This is a genomic window from Streptomyces sp. CNT360 (assembly GCF_000424785.1).
The window spans coordinates 195,142-213,923 of sequence record NZ_AUKO01000004.1 but is presented as its reverse complement, the minus strand read 5'-3'; the positions used below and the strand labels follow the sequence as shown (position 1 = coordinate 213,923).

The following is an 18,782-nucleotide window of genomic DNA, read 5'->3' as shown; positions in this document are numbered from 1 at the left end:
GCCGCCCGCACTCGGGGGCCGGTCAGGCGGGGTTCCGCGGCGGCCGCAGCACCGTGCCCGCCGGGCTGCCTGTCACAACCGGATGACGACCAGGGCGATGTCGTCGCGCGCTCCGCCGCTGACGCCCAGGCCGGCCAGCAGCGCGTCCGCCAGGTCCTCGGGAGCGAGGCCGCCGCGCCGCGCAACGGCCTCGGTCAGCCGGTGGAGTCCGGCGTCGATGTCCTCGCCCCGGCGTTCGATGAGCCCGTCGGTGTAGAGCACCAGGACATCACCGGGGGAGAAGGGCCGGGTGGCCTCGGGGCGGGGCAGTGTCTCGTCGGCGCGGGTGGCCAGCGGCGGGTCGGTGGCGTCGTCGAGCAGCTCGCAGCTGCCGTCGGTCCGGCGCAGGATCGGCGGCGGGTGTCCCGCGCTGCTGTAGGTGAGCAGGCGGGCGGGGGCGTCGATGAGCACTTTGACGGCCGTCGCGTTCAGGGCGCCCTCGACGGAGCCGGCGTACAGCCCGAGCACCTGGAGGGCCTCGGCGGGGCCGTCCGTGGCGCGCATCGCCGCACTGAGCGCACTGCGCAGCATGCCCATGACGGCGGCCGCCTCCAGGCCGTGCCCGACGACGTCGCCGACGGCCGCGACGACCCGGCCTCCGCTGGTGTCGGCCACGTCGTACCAGTCGCCGCACACGTTGAGGGTGCCGGTTGCGGGCAGGTAGCGCACCGCGACGTTCGGCCGGGGCAGCCCCGGCGAGTAGAGCATCGCCTCCTGGAGCGTGAGCGCCACCTGCCGCTCCTGCGCGTTCGTGCGCCGCAGCTCCTCGTTGATCCGGACCAGTTCCTGGGCGCGGGCGTAGAGCTGGGTCGTCAGGTGCGGGACGTCGCCGTCATGGGGCACCACGGGCTCGGTGCCCTCCCCTTTGGACAGGCCCGCACCGTCGGTTCCGGCCCCGGGGAGGGTGGCGGTCCTGCCGTGCTGCTGCTGGTAGGAGCGGATGAAGCCGGTCATGTCCTCCTCGCGGCACAGGACGGCGCTGACGGAGCCGTCCTGTGCGAGCAGCGGGGTGTTGACCGTGTGCCACCAGCGTTCCTCGAAGGCGTCCGGTTTGCCGGCCACCGGGATGTCGTACTTCTGGAGCGGGATGACGTCGACCTTGCGGAAGGTGACGACCCGGTGCAGGGAGGCCTTGAGGCTGCGGATGCCGTCGGCCTCGGGATCGGCGCGGTTCTCCGGGAAGACGTCGAAGATGTGGTGTCCCACCAGCTCGTCCCGGATGCGGAGGGTCAGCTGCAGGTAGGCCGGGTTGACGTCGCGGATGACCAGGTCCGGCCCCAGGAGCGCGTAGGCGCTCGGAGAGGCGGCGAAGATGGCCGCGTAGTCGATCTCCGGTGACGTCACAGCTCCCTGCCGGCCTCCTGGGCAAAAGGGACACATCCACTCTAGTGAGGCCGGCCCGCGGCCGCGCGGCGGACGAGCCGGCCGGTGGCTCCCTGCCGCCTGCGGCCGCGCGGCCGCACCGGTTGCCCGGTCCCGTCAGCCGCCGGCGGAGAACAGGCTGTGCATCGCGTGCCGCAGCTCGGCCACGGAGCCCACGGGCTCCGCGAAGTCGAAGCGGGCGTCCATGCACGGCCCCTTGCCGGAGGCGGACCAGCCGCGTACCCGCAGTCCGAACCGGTCCAGCGCCAACGGCGCGGCGCGCTCCCATCCCTGGCAGGCGCACAGTCCGCGGACCTGCTCCAGGTGGGCGGCGGCCAGGTGCTGGAGGAGCTCGGCCTCGTGGGCGGCCAGCGGGTCGCAGGCGGCGGCCGCGAAGGCGTCCGGTTCGACGCTTTCGGCGCCCCACAGGTCGTCGATGTAGGCTTCCCCGACCTCCAGGCGCAGCATCTGCCGGGACGTGCCTGCGGGCGGCGCGGTGGGCGCGGTGTCGGCCAGCAGTCTGGCGCAGGCGGACCGGTCGTCGCCGCGTACGGGGGTGAGCCAGCCCGCGATCCAGGCGCGTCCGCGCACCCGGTGGGGGACCGAGACCGGGGCCACATCCGTGATCTCCATCACGGCGGTGAGGTCGTCGTCCTGGGCGTAGGCGCACACGCGGGCCTCGATCGAGTCCGCCGCGACCAGCAGGACGACGTCTCCGTCCGGGGTGACGGCGCGGGCCTCGGGGGTCGCGGCTCCCGGTTCGTCGGTCCACTGCTCGGCTCCGGGAATCGTGAGCAGGGCAGATACGCTGGATTGTGCGAGGGTTCGTACACGTTCGGCGGCACTCGGCTGTCGGACGTCTTCCACGGGACGCGGCTGATCCTCCTCGGTGTCTGTACCGGGCAGGGAAATCCCAGGTCGAAACATACGTGCTCCTCGGCTAAGGTAAGGCTCACCTAACTTACACGGAGGTCCGTTCAACGTGAACCAGTCGCGTCCCAAGGTCAAGAAGTCGCGTGCCCTGGGCGTCGCGCTGACCCCGAAGGCCGTCAAGTACTTCGAGCAGCGTCCGTACCCGCCCGGAGAGCACGGCAGGGGCCGCAAGCAGAACAGTGACTACAAGGTCCGCCTGCTGGAGAAGCAGCGTCTGCGTGCGCAGTACGACATCAGCGAGAGCCAGATGCGCCGCGCCTACGACCGCGCCCGCAAGACCGATGCCAAGACCGGCGAGGCCCTGGTCGTGGAGCTGGAGCGCCGGCTCGACGCGCTCGTGCTCCGCTCCGGTCTGGCCCGCACCATCTACCAGGCCCGCCAGATGGTCGTGCACGGCCACATCGCGGTCAACGACCGCAAGGTCGACAAGCCGTCCTTCCGTGTGCGTCCCGACGACGTGGTGATGGTCCGCGAGCGCAGCCGCGCCAAGCACCCCTTCCAGGTCGCCCGCGAGGGTGGCTACGCGGGTGAGGGGGAGACCCCGCGCTACCTCCAGGTCAACCTCCAGGCGCTCGCCTTTCGCCTGGACCGGGACCCCAACCGCAAGGAGATCCCGGTGATCTGCGACGAGCAGCTCGTCGTCGAGTACTACGCGCGCTGACCGCACGCTCCCCGACAGCCCGCCCGTCAGGCGCCGGTTCCCGCCGGCCCGTACGGGCGGGCTGCCGCTTTCCTGCGCCGAGCCCTCGCCTTCTCCCTCCTGGAGCCGTGCCTCGGCTGCCGGTTCGTCCCGCCCGCCGGCGCACCCCGGCGGGCCACCCGCACGTGTGCCCGGCCGCTAATGCGGTACGGGAGCGGTGGCCGGGCGCGATAAGGTCGGTACCTCGTACGCCGCCGCGGTCGGCCACCCGGCGAGCGGCGGCCGACCCCATGACCCTCAAGGGAAGCGGTGCAGCGTGTCCGGTGGAGAAGTGGCCGGTCTGCTGGTGGCCGTCTTCTGGGCGATCCTGGTGTCGTTCCTCGCCGTGGTGCTGGTGAGGCTCGCGCAGACGCTCAAGGCGGCGACCAAGCTGGTGACGGGCGTGACGGAGCAGGCGGTCCCCCTCCTGGGAGAGGCATCGGCAACCGTCCGCACCGCACAGTCGCAGCTCGAGCGTGTCGACGCCATCGCGTCCGACGTCCAGGAGGTCACCTCCAACGCCTCCGCACTCTCCTCCACCGTCTCCACCACCTTCGGCGGCCCGCTCGTCAAGGTCGCTGCCTTCGGCTACGGCGTACGCCGCGCACTCGGCCGCAAGGAGGAGACCGGCAAGGAAGCCGGAGGCGGCCGGAGGGTCGTCGTCGGCCGTACCGTTCCCGCCGCCCGGCGCGGCGGCCGCAAGCGTGGAAAGGGCTGATCCCCCGTGATCCGCCGTGCCTTCTGGTTCACCACCGGCGCCGCCGCCGGGGTCTGGGCCACCACCAAGGTCCAGCGCAAGATTCGCAGCCTCGCCCCCGACGCGCTGGCGCTCCGTGCGGCCGACAGGGCCGTCGAAGGTGGCCAGCGGCTGCGCGAGTTCGCGCTCGACGTCCGCGCGGGCATGGCCCAGCGCGAGGGCGAGCTCAAGGATGCGCTGGGCATCGCCCCGGCCGACGAGGCCGACCGCTACCGGGAGTTGCCCGCCCAGGGTGCGGCCCAGCGGCGGCCGGCCGCCCTTCCGCGGCAGCAGGGCACCGATGCGCAGCGCAGCGGTGCGCGGAGCTCCCGGAAGCAGGCCCCGCGGCAGCTCGGCGCCGTCCGCCCCGCCGGCGCGGCACGCCCTGCCGAGCGGCTGCGGCACCAGGAAGGGGCGGTCCGGCCCGACCGGGCGGACAGCGACGGGCAGCAGTCCCACCCCACCCACCCGAACGACCGGAATGAGGACCACTGATGGAGTCGGCTGAAATCCGCCGCCGCTGGCTGCGCTTCTTCGAGGAGCGGGGGCACCACGTCGTGCCGTCGGCGTCGCTGATCGCGGACGACCCGACGCTGCTGCTGGTCCCCGCGGGCATGGTGCCCTTCAAGCCGTACTTCCTGGGTGAGGTCACCCCGCCCTGGCCCCGCGCCACCAGCGTGCAGAAGTGCGTCCGCACGCCGGACATCGAGGAGGTCGGCAAGACCACCCGGCACGGCACCTTCTTCCAGATGTGCGGCAACTTCTCCTTCGGCGACTACTTCAAGGAAGGCGCCGCCAAGCTCGCCTGGGAGCTGCTGACCAGCTCGCAGGAGAAGGGCGGTTACGGGCTGGACCCGGAGCGCCTGTGGATCACCGTCTACGAGCAGGACGACGAGGCGGAGCGCATCTGGCGCGACGTCGTCGGCGTGCCGCCCGAGCGCATCCAGCGCCTGGGCATGGAGGAGAACTACTGGTCCATGGGCGTGCCGGGGCCGTGCGGGCCCTGCTCGGAGATCAACTACGACCGCGGGCCCGCGTTCGGGCGCGAGGGCGGCCCGGCCGTCAACGACGAGCGGTACGTGGAGATCTGGAACCTCGTCTTCATGCAGTACGAGCGGGGCGAGGGCACCACCAAGACCGACTTCGAGATCCTCGGCGACCTGCCCAGCAAGAACATCGACACCGGTCTCGGCCTGGAACGCCTGGCGATGATCCTCCAGGGCGTGCACAACATGTACGAGATCGACACCTCGCGCGCCGTCATCGACAAGGCCACCGAGCTGACCGGCGTGGCCTACGGCGACGCCGAGCACTCGGACGTGTCGCTGCGCGTGGTGAGCGACCACATCCGCACCTCCGTGATGCTCATCGGCGACGGTGTCACCCCCGGCAACGAGGGCCGCGGCTACGTGCTGCGCCGCATCATGCGCCGCGCCATCCGCAACATGCGCATCCTGGGCGCCACCGGGCCGGTGGCGCAGGACCTGATCGACGTCGTCATCGAGACGATGGGGCAGCAGTACCCGGAACTGATCACCGACCGCCAGCGCATCGAGACCGTGGCGCTCGCCGAGGAGGCCGCCTTCCTCAAGACGCTGAAGGCCGGTACCAACATCCTCGACTCCGCCGTCACCGAGACCAAGCAGTCCGGGGGCACCGTCCTGTCCGGCGACAAGGCGTTCCTGCTCCACGACACCTGGGGCTTCCCCATCGACCTCACCCTGGAGATGGCCGCCGAGCAGGGCCTCTCGGTGGACGAGCAGGGTTTCCGCCGGCTGATGAAGGAGCAGCGGGAGCGCGCCAAGGCCGACGCCAAGGCCAAGAAGACCGGCCATGCCGACATGTCGGCCTACCGCGAGATCGCCGACAGCTCGGGCGCCACCGACTTCACCGGCTACTTCGAGACCTCGGGCGAGGCCACCGTCGTGGGCCTGCTCGTCGACGGTGTCCCCTCGCCGGCTGCGAGCGAGGGCGACGACGTCGAGGTCGTCCTCGACCGCACCCCCTTCTACGCCGAGGGCGGCGGGCAGCTCGCCGACACCGGCCGGATCAGGCTGGAGGGCGGCGCCGTCGTGGAGGTGCGCGACGTGCAACAGCCCGTGCCCGGCGTCAGCGTGCACAAGGGCACCGTCCAGGTCGGTGAGGTCACCGTCGGCTCGCCCGGCTACGCGCAGATCGACTCCGACCGGCGCCGCTCCATCGCCCGTGCCCACAGCGCCACCCACCTCACCCACCAGGCGCTGCGCGATGCGCTCGGCCCGACGGCCGCCCAAGCCGGGTCGGAGAACTCCCCGGGCCGCTTCCGCTTCGACTTCGGGTCCCCGGCCGCCGTCCCCGGCACCGTGCTCACCGACGTCGAGCAGAAGATCAACGAGGTGCTGGCCCGCGAACTCGACGTGCACGCCGAGTACATGGGCATCGACGAGGCCAAGAAGCAGGGCGCGCTGGCCGAGTTCGGTGAGAAGTACGGCCAGACCGTGCGCGTGGTGACCATCGGCGACTTCTCCAAGGAGTTGTGCGGCGGCACGCACGTGCACAACACCTCGCAGCTCGGCCTGGTCAAGCTGCTGGGCGAGGCATCCATCGGCTCCGGCGTGCGCCGCGTGGAGGCGCTGGTCGGCGTGGACGCCTACAAGTTCCTGGCCCGCGAGCACACCGTCGTCTCGCAGCTCACCGAACTGGTCAAGGGCCGCTCCGAGGAACTGCCCGAGCGGATCTCGGGGATGCTCACCCGGCTCAAGGACGCCGAGAAGGAGATCGAGCGGTTCCGGGCGGAGAAGGTCCTCCAGGCGGCCGCCGGGATCGCGGACGGCGCCAAGGAGGTGCGGGGCATCGTGCTGGCCGCCGCCCGGGTGCCGGACGGCACCAGCGCCGACGACCTGCGCACCCTGGTCCTGGACGTGCGCCAGCGGCTCGGCAGCCGGCCGGGCGTCGTCGCGCTGTTCGCGGTCACCAACGGCCGCCCGCTCACCGTGATCGCCACCAACGAGGGCGCCCGCGAGGCCGGGCTGCGCGCCGGTGACCTGGTGCGGACGGCCGCCAAGACGCTGGGCGGCGGCGGTGGCGGCAAGCCGGACGTCGCCCAGGGCGGCGGCCAGAACCCGGAGGCCGTGGACGAGGCCGTCACCGCCGTCGAGCGCCTGGTGGCGGAGGCCGGGGGCAACGCCTGATGGACGCCGCCGAGGCGGACGGCCCGGCGCCCTTCCGGCGCGGCAGGCGGCTGGCCGTCGATGTCGGAGATGCCCGTATCGGGGTCGCCAGCAGCGACCCCGACGGTGTCCTCGCGACACCGGTCGAGACGGTGCCGGGGCGCGACGTCCCGGCGGCGCAGCGACGGCTGACCGCACTGGTCGAGGAGTACGACCCGCTCGAAGTCGTCGTCGGGCTGCCCCGTTCGCTCAGCGGAGGGGAGGGCCCGGCGGCGGCGAAGGTGCGTGACTTCGCTGCACAGTTGGCGAAGAACATCACACCGGTCCCGGTGCGGCTGGTCGACGAGCGCCTCACGACGGTCACTGCTGCCCAGTCGATGCGGGCCTCCGGAGTCAGCTCCAGGAAGGGACGTTCTCGTATCGACCAGGCTGCGGCGGTGGTGATCCTGCAGAACGCGTTGGAGACGGAGCGCACATCCGGCCACCCGCCGGGGCAGTGCGTCGAAGTGGTTGTCTGATTGCCGTGCGGTAACGTTCCGCGCGACACGGCAGCCGCTCGACGGGCGTGCCGCGCCCACCCCGGCCGGCGGACCGGGGACGGCGCCCGGCACTCCGGCCCGGCTGCCGCTCTCGCGTCTCAAGGGGATCGATGACTGAGTACGGCCGGGGCCCTGGCTCCCAACCGTGGGACCCCGATGACCCCCTCTACGGGGATCATCGCGAAAGCGGTGGTCAGCAGCCCGGATACCAGGAGGGCTGGAACCAGCAGCCGGACCCGGAGCAGCCCTACCAGTACGCGGACGCACAGCAGCAGTACCAGCAGTACCAGCAGTACGGCACCGGCGGCTGGACCGCCGCCCAGCACCAGACGGGGCAGGTGGCCGATCCCTACGGCACCGGGGAGTGGGCCACCGGAACCGGGGAGTACCCGACGGGCGGGTATCCGTCCGGGCAGTACCCGGTAGGGCCGCAGCACACGGGGGAGTACCTGTACCCGGGTGGCCAGTACGCCACGGGCGAGTATCCGACGGGGGAGTACAGCACCGGCGAGTACCCGTACGGGCCGCACCACACGGGCGAGTACCCGGCGGGGGGATACGGGGAGTACAGCACCGGGGAGTACCTGGCAGGCCCGCACCACACCGGCGAATACCTCATGCACACCGGCGCCTACCCCGTGGACCCGCAGCACACGGGGGAGTACCAGGCGAGCGCGTACCCGCAGTCGGAGTATCCGTCGGGGGAGTACCCCTCCGGTGAGTACGCCTCCGGGGAGTACCCGGTGGGTCCGCAGCAGACAGGGGGGTACCCCTCGGGCGAGTACGCCGTGGGCGGGTATCCGTCCGGTGAGTACGCCACCGGGGAGCACCCGGCGGGTCGGTACGCCACGGGGCAGCACCCCGTGAGCCCGTACCCCGTGGAGGAGCACACGGGCGAGCACGCCGGCCTGTACGGCGGCCCGCAGGGCGGTGACCCCTCAGGCGTGCCGCCGCGGCAGCCGTACCCGGACCCGCAGCCCGTGCCCCGGCAGGCGTCCGGTGCCACGGTCGATCCCGAGACGGGCTGGGACCCGGGGCCCGACCGGGGGGAGCGGGCCTTCTTCCTCGACCGCGACGACGACGGTCCCGAGGACGGCTACGACGACGAGGACGACGAAGACAGCCGCTTGGGCCGCCGCCGCGCCCGCCGGGGAGGTACCGGAGCAAAGCGTGGCCGCGGTTGCAGCCTGGTCATCTCGGCCGCCCTGGTCGCGGGTGTCGGCGTCGTGGGCTACGTCGGCTACGACTTCTACCAGTCCCACTTCGCGCCCGCGCCCGACTACGAGGGCAAGGGCTCCGGCGAGGTCATGGTCGACATCCCGGACGGCGTCTCCGTCTCCGAGATGGGCCAGGTCCTCCAGAAGGAGGGTGTGGTCAAGAGCGCCGGGGCCTTCGTGGAGGCGGCAGGCGACAAGAGCATCCAGGCGGGCACCTACACCCTGCGCAAGAAGATGTCCGGTGCCAGTGCGGTGGAGATGATGCTCGACCCGGGCAGCCAGAACGGGATCATCGTCGCGGAGGGATGGCGGGCCTCCAAGGTCTACGAGCAGGTCGACCGGAAACTCGACGTCCCCGAGGGCAGTACGAAGAAGGCGGCCGACTCGGGGGACATCGGCTTGCCGAAGTGGGCGCACGGGAAGCCGGAAGGTTTCCTCTACCCCTCCAGGTACAGCGTGGGCAAGGACAGCACACCCAAGGACGTGCTGCGCCAGATGGTGAAGAGGGCGGAGGCCGAGTACGCGAAGGCGGGGCTGGACGACCAGGCGGAGAAGACCGGCAAGACACCGGAGCAGATCCTGACCATAGCCTCGCTCGTCCAGGCGGAGGCGCAGGAGGACCACGAGTTCGGCAAGGTCTCCCGGGTGATCTACAACCGGCTCGACAAGGACATGGCGCTCGGCTTCGACTCGACCATCAACTACGCGAAGGGCCGCTCCACGCTGGACGTGTCGGTGGCGGACACCAAGTACCCCTCGTCGTACAACACCTACCTGCACAAGGGCCTGCCGCCGGGCCCCATCAGCAACCCGGGGCAGCAGGCGATCGAGGCGGCACTGAAGCCGACGACGGGCGACTGGCTGTACTTCGTGACGGTCAAGCCGGGCGACACCCGCTTCACCGACGACCCGGAAGAGCACAGGAAGAACGTCGAAGCCTTCAACAGGGAACAGCGCGAGCAGAAGAAGTAGCCGGCGCAGGCACGAGCCAAGAGCAGCGGACAGAAGTCAAGAGCAGTGAAGAGCAGTGAAGAGTAAGGAGAACGGCGGCTGATGCCACACTCCGTTCCGACAACCGCCACCCGTGCTGCCGTCCTCGGCTCGCCGATCGACCACTCCCTCTCTCCGGTGCTGCACCGGGCGGCCTATGCCGAGCTCGGACTCGACACGTGGACGTACGACCGGTTCGAGGTGGACGAGCAGGGCATCGCGGGCTTCCTCGCCGACCTGGACGGCCGGTGGGCCGGGCTGTCGCTGACCATGCCGCTGAAGCGGGCCGTGCTCCCGCTGCTGGACGCGATCAGCGAGACGGCGTCCTCCGTGGAGGCCGTCAACACGGTCGTCCTCACCCGCGACGGACACCGGCACGGCGACAACACCGACATCCCCGGCATGGTCGCCGCGCTGGCGGAGCAGGGCATCCACAGCGTGGAGTCCGCCACGGTGCTGGGCGCCGGCGCCACCGCCTCCTCCGCGCTGGCGGCGCTCGCCCACCTGTGCAAGGGCCAGGTCACCGCGTATGTCCGCAGCCAGGAGCGCGCCCGCGAGATGCGGGGGTGGGGCGAGCGGCTGGGCGTCACCGTGCGGACCGCGGACTGGACGCGGGCCGCGGAAGGGCTGCGCGCACCCCTGGTGGTCTCCACGACCCCCGCGGGCGCCACCGACGGGCTCGCCCAGGCCGTGCCCGCATCCGGCGGCACCCTCTTCGACGTCCTCTACGACCCTTGGCCCACCCCGCTGGCCGCCGCCTGGCACGGCACCGTCCTGGGCGGTCTCGATCTGCTGGTGCACCAGGCGGCGCTCCAGGTCGAGCTGATGACAGGGCGCGGCCCGGCCCCGCTGGCCGCCATGCGCGCCGCGGGCGAGGCGGAGCTGCGTTCCCGCACCGTATGAGGGGCTGCGGGCCGCCTGTCCGGAGGGTGGGCGCGGGACGAGGCCCACGCCGTCGGCATGAAAGGATCGCTCCCAGGAAAGAGGACGGGCCGCACCGCGGCCGAGAGGAGCACCGTTGAGCAGGTTGCGCTGGCTGACCGCAGGGGAGTCGCACGGCCCCGCACTCGTCGCGACCCTGGAGGGCCTCCCCTCCGGCGTCCCGGTGACCACCGACATGGTCGCCGACGAGCTGGCGCGCCGCCGCCTCGGATACGGCCGCGGCGCCCGCATGAAGTTCGAGCGCGACGAGGTCACCTTCCTCGGTGGCGTACGTCACGGACTGACCCTCGGCTCGCCGGTGGCGATCATGGTCGGCAACACCGAGTGGCCCAAGTGGGAGCAGGTGATGGCCGCCGACCCGGTCGACCCGGCCGAGTTGGAGACGCTGGCCCGCAACGCCCCGCTGACCCGTCCCCGCCCCGGCCACGCCGACCTGGCAGGGATGCAGAAGTACGGCTTCGACGAGGCACGGCCCGTCCTGGAGCGCGCCTCCGCCCGCGAGACGGCGGCGCGGGTGGCGCTCGGCACCGTCGCACGCTCCTTCCTGCGTGAGACCGCCGGCATCGAACTGGTCTCGCACGTGGTGGAGCTCGGAGCTGCCGCAGCTCCGTACGGCACCGTCCCGCAGCCGGAGGACGTGGCCAGGCTGGACGCCGACCCGGTGCGCTGCCTGGACGCGGAGGCGAGCGAGGCGATGGTCGCCCAGATCGACCAGGCCCACAAGGACGGCGACACCCTCGGCGGCGTCGTCGAGGTCGTCGCCCACGGGGTGCCCGTCGGCCTGGGCTCCCACGTGCACTGGGACCGCCGGCTGGACGCGCGGCTGGCCGGCGCCCTCATGGGCATCCAAGCGATCAAGGGCGTCGAGTTGGGCGACGGGTTCGGCCTGGCGCGGGTGCCGGGCTCGCAGGCGCACGACGAGATCCTGACCACCCCGGACGGCATCCGCCGCTCCTCCGGCCGCAGCGGCGGCACCGAGGGAGGTCTGTCCACCGGCGAACTGCTGCGCGTACGGGCCGCGATGAAGCCCATCGCCACGGTGCCGCGCGCGCTGGCCACCGTGGACGTGCGCACCGGCGAGGCGGACAAGGCGCACCACCAGCGCTCCGACGTGTGCGCCGTACCGGCTGCCGGGATCGTCGCCGAGGCGATGGTGGCGCTGGTGCTGGCCGACGCGGTGGCCGAGAAGTTCGGCGGCGACAGCGTTCCCGAGACCCGCCGCAACGTGCGCTCCTTCCTCGACAACCTGGAGATCAAGTGACCGGCCCCCTCGTGGTGCTCGTCGGCCCGATGGGAGCCGGCAAGTCGACCGTCGGCGCGCTGCTCGCCCAGCGGCTGGGTGTGACCTGCCGCGACACCGACCAGGACATCGAACAGACAGCGGGCAAGCCGATCTCGGAGATCTTCCTGGACGAGGGCGAACCGCACTTCCGCGCACTGGAGCGGGCCGCCGTGCGCACCGCCCTCGCCGAGCACACCGGCATCCTCGCGCTGGGCGGCGGCGCCGTGCTGGCCGAGGAGACCAGGGCGCTGCTGGCCGGGCACCCGGTGGTCTTCCTGGAGATGGGCGTGGGCGAGGCCGTCAAGCGCGTCGGTCTGGACGCCCCGCGTCCCCTGCTCGTCATCAACCCGCGCCAGCAGTGGCGCAAGCTGATGGACGAGCGACGGCCGCTCTACACCGAGGTGGCCCGCGTCGTCGTCAGCACCGAGGACCGCACGCCCGAGCAGGTCGCCGACGAGATCCTGGCGGCCCTGCAGCTACCGTCCACCCAGCCGGAGAACCAGCAATGACCACCCAGCACCCCTCCGTGACCCGCATCACCGTGGGCAGCTCGGCAGGCACGGACCCCTACGACGTGCTCGTCGGACGGCAGCTCCTCGGTGAACTCGCGGGCCTCATCGGCGCGGACGCCCAGCGCGTCGCCGTCCTGCACCCCGAGGCGCTGGCCTCCACCGGTGAGGCGCTCCGTGAGGACCTCGCAGGCCAGGGCTTCGAGGCCGTCGCGATCCAGTTGCCCAACGCGGAGGAGTCCAAGACCGCGGAGGTCGCCGCCTACTGCTGGAAGGCGCTGGGACAGACCGGCTTCACCCGCACCGATGTGATCGTCGGCGTCGGGGGCGGCGCCACCACCGACGTGGCCGGGTTCGTGGCGGCCACCTGGCTGCGCGGAGTGCGCTGGATCGCGGTGCCCACCACGGTGCTGGGCATGGTGGACGCTGCGGTCGGCGGCAAGACCGGTATCAACACCGCCGAGGGCAAGAACCTGGTGGGCGCCTTCCACCCGCCCGCGGGGGTGCTGTGCGACCTGGCGGCGCTGGAGTCGCTCGGTGTCCACGACTACGTCAGCGGTCTCGCGGAGATCATCAAGGCGGGCTTCATCGCCGACCCCGCCATCCTGGAGCTGATCGAGGCCGACCCGGCGGCAGCCCGTACGCCCGGGGGCCCGCACACCGCGGAGCTGATCGAGCGCTCGATCCGGGTGAAGGCCGAGGTGGTCTCCGAGGACCTGAAGGAATCCGGCCGCCGCGAGATCCTCAACTACGGGCACACCCTCGGCCACGCCATCGAGAAGAACGAGCGCTACAACTGGCGCCACGGCGCGGCCGTGTCGGTGGGCATGGTGTTCGTCGCGGAGCTGGGCCGGATCGCGGGCAAGCTCGACGACGCGACCGCGGACCGGCACCGCGCCGTGCTGGAGTCGGTCGGACTGCCCGTCACCTACCGGGGCGACCAGTGGCCCAAGCTGCTGGAGACCATGAAGGTCGACAAGAAGTCGCGCGGCAACCGGCTGCGCTTCATCGTCCTGGAGGGCCTCGCCAGGCCGGCCGTCCTGGACAGCCCCGACCCCGCGATGCTGCTGGCGGCGCACGCCGAGATCGCCGCCTGAGCCGGGCGTCCGTCCCGGGGCAGCCGTACGGGAACCGCCGGGCAGCCCCGGTGCGTCGGGCACTCGGGAGCGGACCCGGTCGTTCACGCAGGAGACGGCCGGGGAAGGTACCGTCAGTAGCCGAACGCACAGCACAGCACCGGGCGTTGCCCCGCAGCGCCCGCACACCTTGAGACGGAGTTGGGTCCGGATGCAGCACAGCGGTGCCCATGGCGCCCACCCAGGCTTCGGGACACAGTGGTCCGTCCCCACGCCGCCGGGCGGGTCCGCGCCGGGCGGCCCCACTCCGCCGCCCCCGCCCGTGCAGGTTCCGCCACCGGTGCCTCCCGGATCCCGGCCCCGGCCGCAGCCCCGGGCGCAGCCGCAGCCCTCGCAGCCCCACCCACGCCCCCACCCCGCCCAGCCTCCGCAGCCGCAGGTCCCCCAGCCTCCGCAGCCGGCGCGGCGAGGGCCGGGCCCACAGCCGTCCCAGCCGCCGCACCAGCCCCCGGCGCCTCCCCAGCAGCACCCCGCCCAGCAGCCTCCGCCCCGGCCGCCCGCCGCCCCCGCGGGGGCGCCCGCCCGGCCCGGCGGCAGCATGCCCCCTGCCGAGGCGACGGGTCACGTCAGACTGCCACCGGGCGCTCCCGTGGAGATACCGGCGCCCGATGCGACCCCGGCCCAGTTGGACGCCACCCGTGCCGCCGTGGCCGTGCTGCTCATCGGCCCGGCGGGTGCGGGCAAGACCACGGTCGCGCGCTACTGGGCCGAGCACCGCGCCGTGCGCACCGCTCACATCAGCCTCGACGACGTGCGCGAGTGGGTGCGGTCCGGCTTCGCCGACCCGCAGACGGGCTGGAACGAGGACTCCGAGGCCCAGTACCGCCTCGCCCGCCGCACCTGCGGTTTCGCCGCCCGCAACTTCCTCGCCAACGGCATCTCCTGCATCCTGGACGACGCCGTCTTCCCCGACTGGCCCGTCATCGGCCTCGGCGGCTGGAAGCGGCACGTGGGGCCGGGCCTCATCCCGGTGGTGCTGCTGCCCGGCCTGGACATCGTGCTGGAGCGGAACGCGCAGCGCAGCGGCAACCGCCGCCTCGCCGACGAGGAGGTGGCCCACATCCACGGCCGGATGGCGGGCTGGTACAGCTCCGGGCTGCCGATCATCGACAATTCGCGGCAGGACGTCGCCAGCACGGCGCAGATGCTCGACAACGTCGTCGCCCGCAGCCTCGCGAGCCCGGTGAGCTGGTGAGCCAGCGCGGCCCCTCCAGCGGGGCACGCGGCCCAGGTGTGTGCGGAAAGACGACCCTCCGCTGAGCCGACAATCGCAATCGGCTCGCCCGCACGGCCGTGTCCGGACGGCCGGGGCGCGCGGCGCTGCGTACTCTCGGCATATGTCCGAGGTGCATGTGTCCCGCCGCGCCCGGCTCCGCGACCGCTGTGCGGCGAGCACCGCCCACGACGGCCCTGCCGACGCGGTGCTGATCTCCCGCCCCGCCAACGTCCGCTACCTGACCGGCCGAGCGGCGCAGGGCAGCGCACTGCTGCTCGGTCCCGACGGCCGGGACACCCTGGTCTCCGCACCGGGCCGGGGCCCGGCCAACGGCGCCCACCCCGCCGACGACCTCCAGGAGCTCACCCTGGACGTGCCCGCAGAAATGCCCGCGGACCCCGGCGCGGACGATCCGGCAACCGCGGGGACGCCGGGCGGCACACGGGGCGACGCCGCGGTGGCCGCCGCCTCCCTCGCCGAGCGCAGCGGCGCCCGCGCACTCGCTGTCGAGGAGCACCATCTGACGGTCGCCCGGCACCGCGAACTCTCTGCGGTGGCACCCTCGCTGCACCTCTCGGACCTGGGCCTGGTGGTGGAGCAGCAGCGGGTCGTCAAGGACGAGGAGGAGATCTCCGCGCTGCGGGTCGCGGCGGAGATCACCGACCAGGCGCTCGGCGAGCTGCTGGAGTCGATCCTGGTGGGCCGCACCGAGCGGCATCTGGCGCTGGAGCTGGAGCGTCGGCTGATCGACCACGGGGCGGAGGGCGCCGCCTTCCCCACCTCGGTGGCCACCGGACCGCACTCGGGGCTACCCGGCCACCGGCCGACCGACCGGAGGGTGGAGGAGGGCGACTTCCTCTCGGTCCGCCTGGGCGCCCGCTACCGCGGCTACCGCTGCCAGATCGGCCGTACGTTCGTCATCGGGACCGCGCCCGACGCCTGGCAGATCGAGCTGTACGACATCGTCTTCGCTGCTCAGCGGGCGGCCCGGGAGTCGCTGGGCCCCGGTACGGAGTACCGCGAGGTGGACCGTGCGGCCCGCCAGGTGCTGGGGGCTGCCGGGCACGGTGCGGCGCTCGGCGAGGCGACCGGGCACGGGGTGGGGCTGGAAATCGGTGAGGACCCTCGGCTGTCGCCCGCGGCCGTGGGTAAACTGGACGCTTGTGTGCCGGTCACCGTCGAACCGGGGGTCCATCTCCCGGGCCGGGGCGGCGTCCGGATCGACGACACGCTCGTCGTCCGCCCGCAAGCGGACGGCGGACCCGAGCTACTCACCATCACGACCAAGGAGCTGCTCGCCCTCTGACCCCCGCGGGGGTCGGGCCCACGGGCCGTAGGGGCGCGCAGCGCTCTGGTCTCCGCAGCAGTCTCAGGAGATTCCGCGACCGTGGCATCCACGAACGACCTCAAGAACGGCATGGTGCTCAAGCTCGACGGCGGCCAGCTCTGGTCCGTTGTCGAATTCCAGCACGTCAAGCCGGGCAAGGGCCCCGCCTTCGTCCGCACCAAGCTGAAGAATGTCCTGTCCGGCAAGATCGTCGACAAGACGTTCAACGCGGGCACCAAGGTCGAGACGGCCACCGTGGACCGACGGGACATGCAGTTCTCTTACATGGACGGCGACTACTTCGTCTTCATGGACATGCAGACCTTCGACCAGCTGCACATCGAGCGCAAGGTCGTCGGCGAGGCGGCCAACTATCTGATCGAGGGCTTCGACGCCACCGTCGCGCAGCACGAGGGCGAGGTCCTGTACGTCGAGCTGCCGGCCGCCGTCGAGCTGACGATCAAGCACACCGAGCCGGGCGTCCAGGGCGACCGCTCCACCGGCGGCTCCAAGCCCGCCGAGCTGGAGACCGGCTACAACATCCAGGTGCCGCTCTTCATCACCACCGGTGAGAAGATCAAGGTCGACACCCGCTCCGGCGAGTACCTCGGCCGGGTGAACAGCTAACCGTGGCTGCACGCAACAAGGCCCGCAAACGCGCCTTCCAGATCCTCTTCGAGGCCGACCAGCGCGACGCCGACGTGCGTACCGTGCTCGCGGACTGGTTGCGGCTCGCACGGACGGACACCCGGCAGCCGCCGGTCTCCGAATATGCGATGACCCTCGTCGAGGGGTACGCCGACAACGCCGCACGCATCGACGAGCTGCTGTCCACCTACGCAGTGGGCTGGACGCTCGACCGCATGCCCGATGTGGACCGGAGCATCCTCCGCCTCGCCGTCTACGAGCTGCTGGGGGTCGACGAGGTCCCGGACGCGGTCGTCATCGACGAGGCCGTCCAGTTGGCCAAGGAGTTCTCCACCGACGAGTCCCCGGGGTTCATCAACGGCCTGCTGGGCCGGCTCAAGGAGCTCAAGCCGACGCTGTCGCGCTGAGACGGTGCCGCGCACCGACGCGCCGTGACACGGAGGGGGCGCTCCCGACGGGAGCGCCCCCCTCTTTCTGTGCCTGCCTCCGGCCTGTGCCGGTTTCCTGCGCCGTCGCCCCGGGCGCTCGCCCCTCGGCCGCCCGTTTTGGCCCTCAGACCTCTTCGTGGGAGACGGCCCGGCGCGCGTCGGCGTCCAGCACACCCCAGTTGATGAGCTGCTCCGTGAGCACGGACGGCGACTGGTCGTAGATCACGGCCAGCGTGCGCAGGTCGTCCTGGCGGATCGAGAGAACCTTGCCGTTGTAGTCCCCGCGCTGCGACTGGATCGTCGCCGCGTACCGCTGGAGCGGGCCCGCCTTGTCGGCCGGCACGTGGGCGAGGCGCTCCAGGTCGAGCACCAGCTTCGGCGGCGGCTCGGCGGCCCCGCCCGGAGTGGTGCCCGGCAGGAGCTCCTGCACCGGCACCCCGTAGAAGTCGGCCAGCTCGGCGAGGCGCTGGACGGTCACGGCCCGGTCGCCGCGCTCGTACGAGCCCACCACGACCGCCTTCCAGCGGCCCTGGGACTTCTCCTCGACACCGTGGAGGGAGAGGCCCTGCTGGGTGCGGATGGCGCGGAGCTTGGCTCCGAGCTGTTTGGCGTATTCGCTGGACATATGGCTCCCCGGACGCTGGATCTCGCTGAGCGGCTGCGTCAGCCCGGTGCGCTGCGCCGCGCTCTTCGTAACTCACTGTGAGGTTACGCAGCGTAATGTGCCGCGTCAAGCCGAGGGGGTCCAGACGGCTGGTACGGACCCCGCGCGGGTCTCCCGGCGGCCCCTGGTAGCGTTGAGCGACGACAGACAGACGTCCTTTAAGGGCCGTCCCGTGAGGCGGTCAAGGAGGTCCGGTTTCATGGACAACGCCAGCGCGAACCTGCATCCGGCGCGCCCCGTACTGGAGGCGCCGGACATCAAGCGGGTCCTCACCCGCATCGCCCACGAGATCGTCGAACGCGCCAAAGGCGCCGATGACGTGGTGCTTCTCGGCATTCCCACCCGCGGCGTCTTCCTCGCCCGACGGCTGGCCGCCAAGCTCGAAGAGATCACCGGCAGTACCGTTCCGGTCGGCTCGCTCGACATCACGATGTACCGCGACGACCTCCGGCTCGGACCCGCGCGCGCTCTGGCGCGCACCGAGATCCCGGCCGAGGGGGTCGACGGTCGGCTCGTCGTGCTCGTCGACGACGTGCTCTACTCCGGCCGCACCATCCGTGCCGCACTCGATGCCCTGGGTGACATCGGCCGCCCCCGCACCGTCCAGCTCGCCGTGCTCGTGGACCGCGGTCACCGTGAGCTGCCCATCCGGGCCGACTACGTCGGCAAGAACCTGCCCACCTCGCAGCGCGAGACCGTCAAGGTGCAACTGACCGAGGAGGACGGCCACGACGGCGTGCTCCTCGGTGTCCGCGAGGACGGCTCCGAGAGCGCGGCCGAGCACTCCCGGCACGCCACCGCGCCGACGGCAACCGCCCCACCGGCGCACAGCACCGCACCGGCGGACGGCGCCGACCCCGCCGGATAGCCCGCACACCCGCCGCCCGAGCCCGCGACACCTGAGCCCGCCGCCCGGCGCATCCGGCGCGACACGGCCCGCGGAGGGGCCCGCGCACCCATGAGCTCACGCCAGGCACGCGCTCCGG

At 72.2% G+C, this 18,782-nt stretch carries 18 protein-coding genes; 15 read left to right on the top strand and 3 right to left on the bottom strand.

From position 1 onward, the window contains the following. Positions 1-72: 72 nt before the first annotated feature. On the bottom strand, positions 73-1,383 hold the full coding sequence (locus H297_RS0111110) for a SpoIIE family protein phosphatase (RefSeq protein WP_027737100.1): 1,311 nt from the start codon (positions 1,381-1,383) through the stop codon (positions 73-75). Positions 1,384-1,518: 135 nt separating this feature from the next. Then, positions 1,519-2,328, bottom strand: a complete 810-nt coding sequence (locus H297_RS0111105) for a hypothetical protein (protein WP_027737099.1) — start codon at positions 2,326-2,328, stop codon at positions 1,519-1,521. Between the two features lie 55 nt (positions 2,329-2,383). On the opposite strand from H297_RS0111105, the gene rpsD reads away from it, so the two are divergent. The 14 genes from rpsD (at position 2,384) to nusB (ending at position 17,111) form a co-directional block, all read left to right on the top strand. Next, a complete protein-coding gene (rpsD, locus tag H297_RS0111100; RefSeq protein WP_027737098.1) occupies positions 2,384-2,995 on the top strand; it encodes a 30S ribosomal protein S4 in 612 nt (203 codons plus the stop codon). Between the two features lie 295 nt (positions 2,996-3,290). Continuing rightward, complete coding sequence (locus H297_RS0111095) at positions 3,291-3,731, top strand: DUF948 domain-containing protein (protein WP_064744809.1); 441 nt, start codon at positions 3,291-3,293, stop codon at positions 3,729-3,731. Between the two features lie 6 nt (positions 3,732-3,737). Further along, complete coding sequence (locus H297_RS0111090) at positions 3,738-4,244, top strand: DUF6167 family protein (RefSeq protein ID WP_027737096.1); 507 nt, start codon at positions 3,738-3,740, stop codon at positions 4,242-4,244. Then, positions 4,244-6,919 carry an alanine--tRNA ligase gene (gene alaS, locus H297_RS0111085; RefSeq protein ID WP_027737095.1) on the top strand — a complete coding sequence of 892 codons (2,676 nt, stop codon included), beginning with the start codon at positions 4,244-4,246 and terminating at the stop codon, positions 6,917-6,919. Before H297_RS0111090 ends, alaS begins: the two co-directional genes overlap by 1 nt. Continuing rightward, positions 6,919-7,416, top strand: coding sequence for a Holliday junction resolvase RuvX (ruvX, locus tag H297_RS0111080; RefSeq protein ID WP_027737094.1), 498 nt, complete (start codon positions 6,919-6,921; stop codon positions 7,414-7,416). The genes alaS and ruvX overlap by 1 nt, the downstream gene beginning before the upstream one ends. A 131-nt stretch (positions 7,417-7,547) precedes the next feature. Continuing rightward, a complete protein-coding gene (gene mltG / locus H297_RS0111075; protein WP_027737093.1) occupies positions 7,548-9,626 on the top strand; it encodes an endolytic transglycosylase MltG in 2,079 nt (692 codons plus the stop codon). Positions 9,627-9,707: 81 nt separating this feature from the next. Continuing rightward, positions 9,708-10,547 (top strand): shikimate dehydrogenase, encoded by an 840-nt coding sequence (locus H297_RS0111070; RefSeq protein ID WP_027737092.1) that lies wholly within the window; start codon positions 9,708-9,710, stop codon positions 10,545-10,547. A 115-nt stretch (positions 10,548-10,662) separates the two neighbouring features. Continuing rightward, on the top strand, positions 10,663-11,847 hold the full coding sequence (aroC, locus tag H297_RS0111065; RefSeq protein ID WP_027737091.1) for a chorismate synthase: 1,185 nt from the start codon (positions 10,663-10,665) through the stop codon (positions 11,845-11,847). Beyond that, a complete protein-coding gene (locus H297_RS0111060; RefSeq protein WP_027737090.1) occupies positions 11,844-12,377 on the top strand; it encodes a shikimate kinase in 534 nt (177 codons plus the stop codon). Before aroC ends, H297_RS0111060 begins: the two co-directional genes overlap by 4 nt. After that, positions 12,374-13,474: a 3-dehydroquinate synthase gene (gene aroB / locus H297_RS0111055; RefSeq protein ID WP_027737089.1), complete on the top strand. Its 1,101-nt coding sequence runs from the start codon at positions 12,374-12,376 to the stop codon at positions 13,472-13,474. The genes H297_RS0111060 and aroB overlap by 4 nt, the downstream gene beginning before the upstream one ends. 190 nt (positions 13,475-13,664) lie before the next feature. Further along, entirely contained in the window at positions 13,665-14,708 is a 1,044-nt protein-coding gene (locus H297_RS44155) for an AAA family ATPase (RefSeq protein WP_486589476.1), read from the top strand. A gap of 142 nt (positions 14,709-14,850) precedes the next feature. After that, on the top strand, positions 14,851-16,035 hold the full coding sequence (locus tag H297_RS0111045; protein WP_027737087.1) for an aminopeptidase P family protein: 1,185 nt from the start codon (positions 14,851-14,853) through the stop codon (positions 16,033-16,035). Positions 16,036-16,116: 81 nt separating this feature from the next. Then, a complete protein-coding gene (gene efp, locus H297_RS0111040; protein WP_027737086.1) occupies positions 16,117-16,683 on the top strand; it encodes an elongation factor P in 567 nt (188 codons plus the stop codon). Positions 16,684-16,685: 2 nt separating this feature from the next. After that, positions 16,686-17,111: a transcription antitermination factor NusB gene (nusB, locus tag H297_RS0111035; protein WP_027737085.1), complete on the top strand. Its 426-nt coding sequence runs from the start codon at positions 16,686-16,688 to the stop codon at positions 17,109-17,111. A 145-nt stretch (positions 17,112-17,256) separates the two neighbouring features. Here nusB and bldD read toward each other — a convergent pair whose 3' ends face one another. Beyond that, entirely contained in the window at positions 17,257-17,757 is a 501-nt protein-coding gene (gene bldD, locus H297_RS0111030; RefSeq protein ID WP_027737084.1) for a transcriptional regulator BldD, read from the bottom strand. 238 nt (positions 17,758-17,995) lie between these two features. Between bldD and pyrR the strand changes: the two genes are divergently transcribed. Further along, positions 17,996-18,664, top strand: coding sequence for a bifunctional pyr operon transcriptional regulator/uracil phosphoribosyltransferase PyrR (gene pyrR / locus H297_RS35825; protein WP_051351746.1), 669 nt, complete (start codon positions 17,996-17,998; stop codon positions 18,662-18,664). Positions 18,665-18,782 lie beyond the last annotated feature (118 nt).

Excerpts from the sequence above, each read along its gene's own strand:
- H297_RS0111105 (WP_027737099.1), bottom strand. The coding sequence starts at position 2,328 with ATGTTTCGACCTGGGATTTCCCTGCCCGGTACAGACACCGAGGAGGAT.
- alaS (WP_027737095.1), top strand. The coding sequence starts at position 4,244 with ATGGAGTCGGCTGAAATCCGCCGCCGCTGGCTGCGCTTCTTCGAGGAG.
- ruvX (WP_027737094.1), top strand. The coding sequence starts at position 6,919 with ATGGACGCCGCCGAGGCGGACGGCCCGGCGCCCTTCCGGCGCGGCAGG.
- mltG (WP_027737093.1), top strand. The coding sequence starts at position 7,548 with ATGACTGAGTACGGCCGGGGCCCTGGCTCCCAACCGTGGGACCCCGAT.
- H297_RS0111070 (WP_027737092.1), top strand. The coding sequence starts at position 9,708 with ATGCCACACTCCGTTCCGACAACCGCCACCCGTGCTGCCGTCCTCGGC.
- aroB (WP_027737089.1), top strand. The coding sequence starts at position 12,374 with ATGACCACCCAGCACCCCTCCGTGACCCGCATCACCGTGGGCAGCTCG.
- H297_RS44155 (WP_486589476.1), top strand. The coding sequence starts at position 13,665 with ATGCAGCACAGCGGTGCCCATGGCGCCCACCCAGGCTTCGGGACACAG.
- H297_RS0111045 (WP_027737087.1), top strand. The coding sequence starts at position 14,851 with ATGTCCGAGGTGCATGTGTCCCGCCGCGCCCGGCTCCGCGACCGCTGT.
- bldD (WP_027737084.1), bottom strand. The coding sequence starts at position 17,757 with ATGTCCAGCGAATACGCCAAACAGCTCGGAGCCAAGCTCCGCGCCATC.
- pyrR (WP_051351746.1), top strand. The coding sequence starts at position 17,996 with ATGGACAACGCCAGCGCGAACCTGCATCCGGCGCGCCCCGTACTGGAG.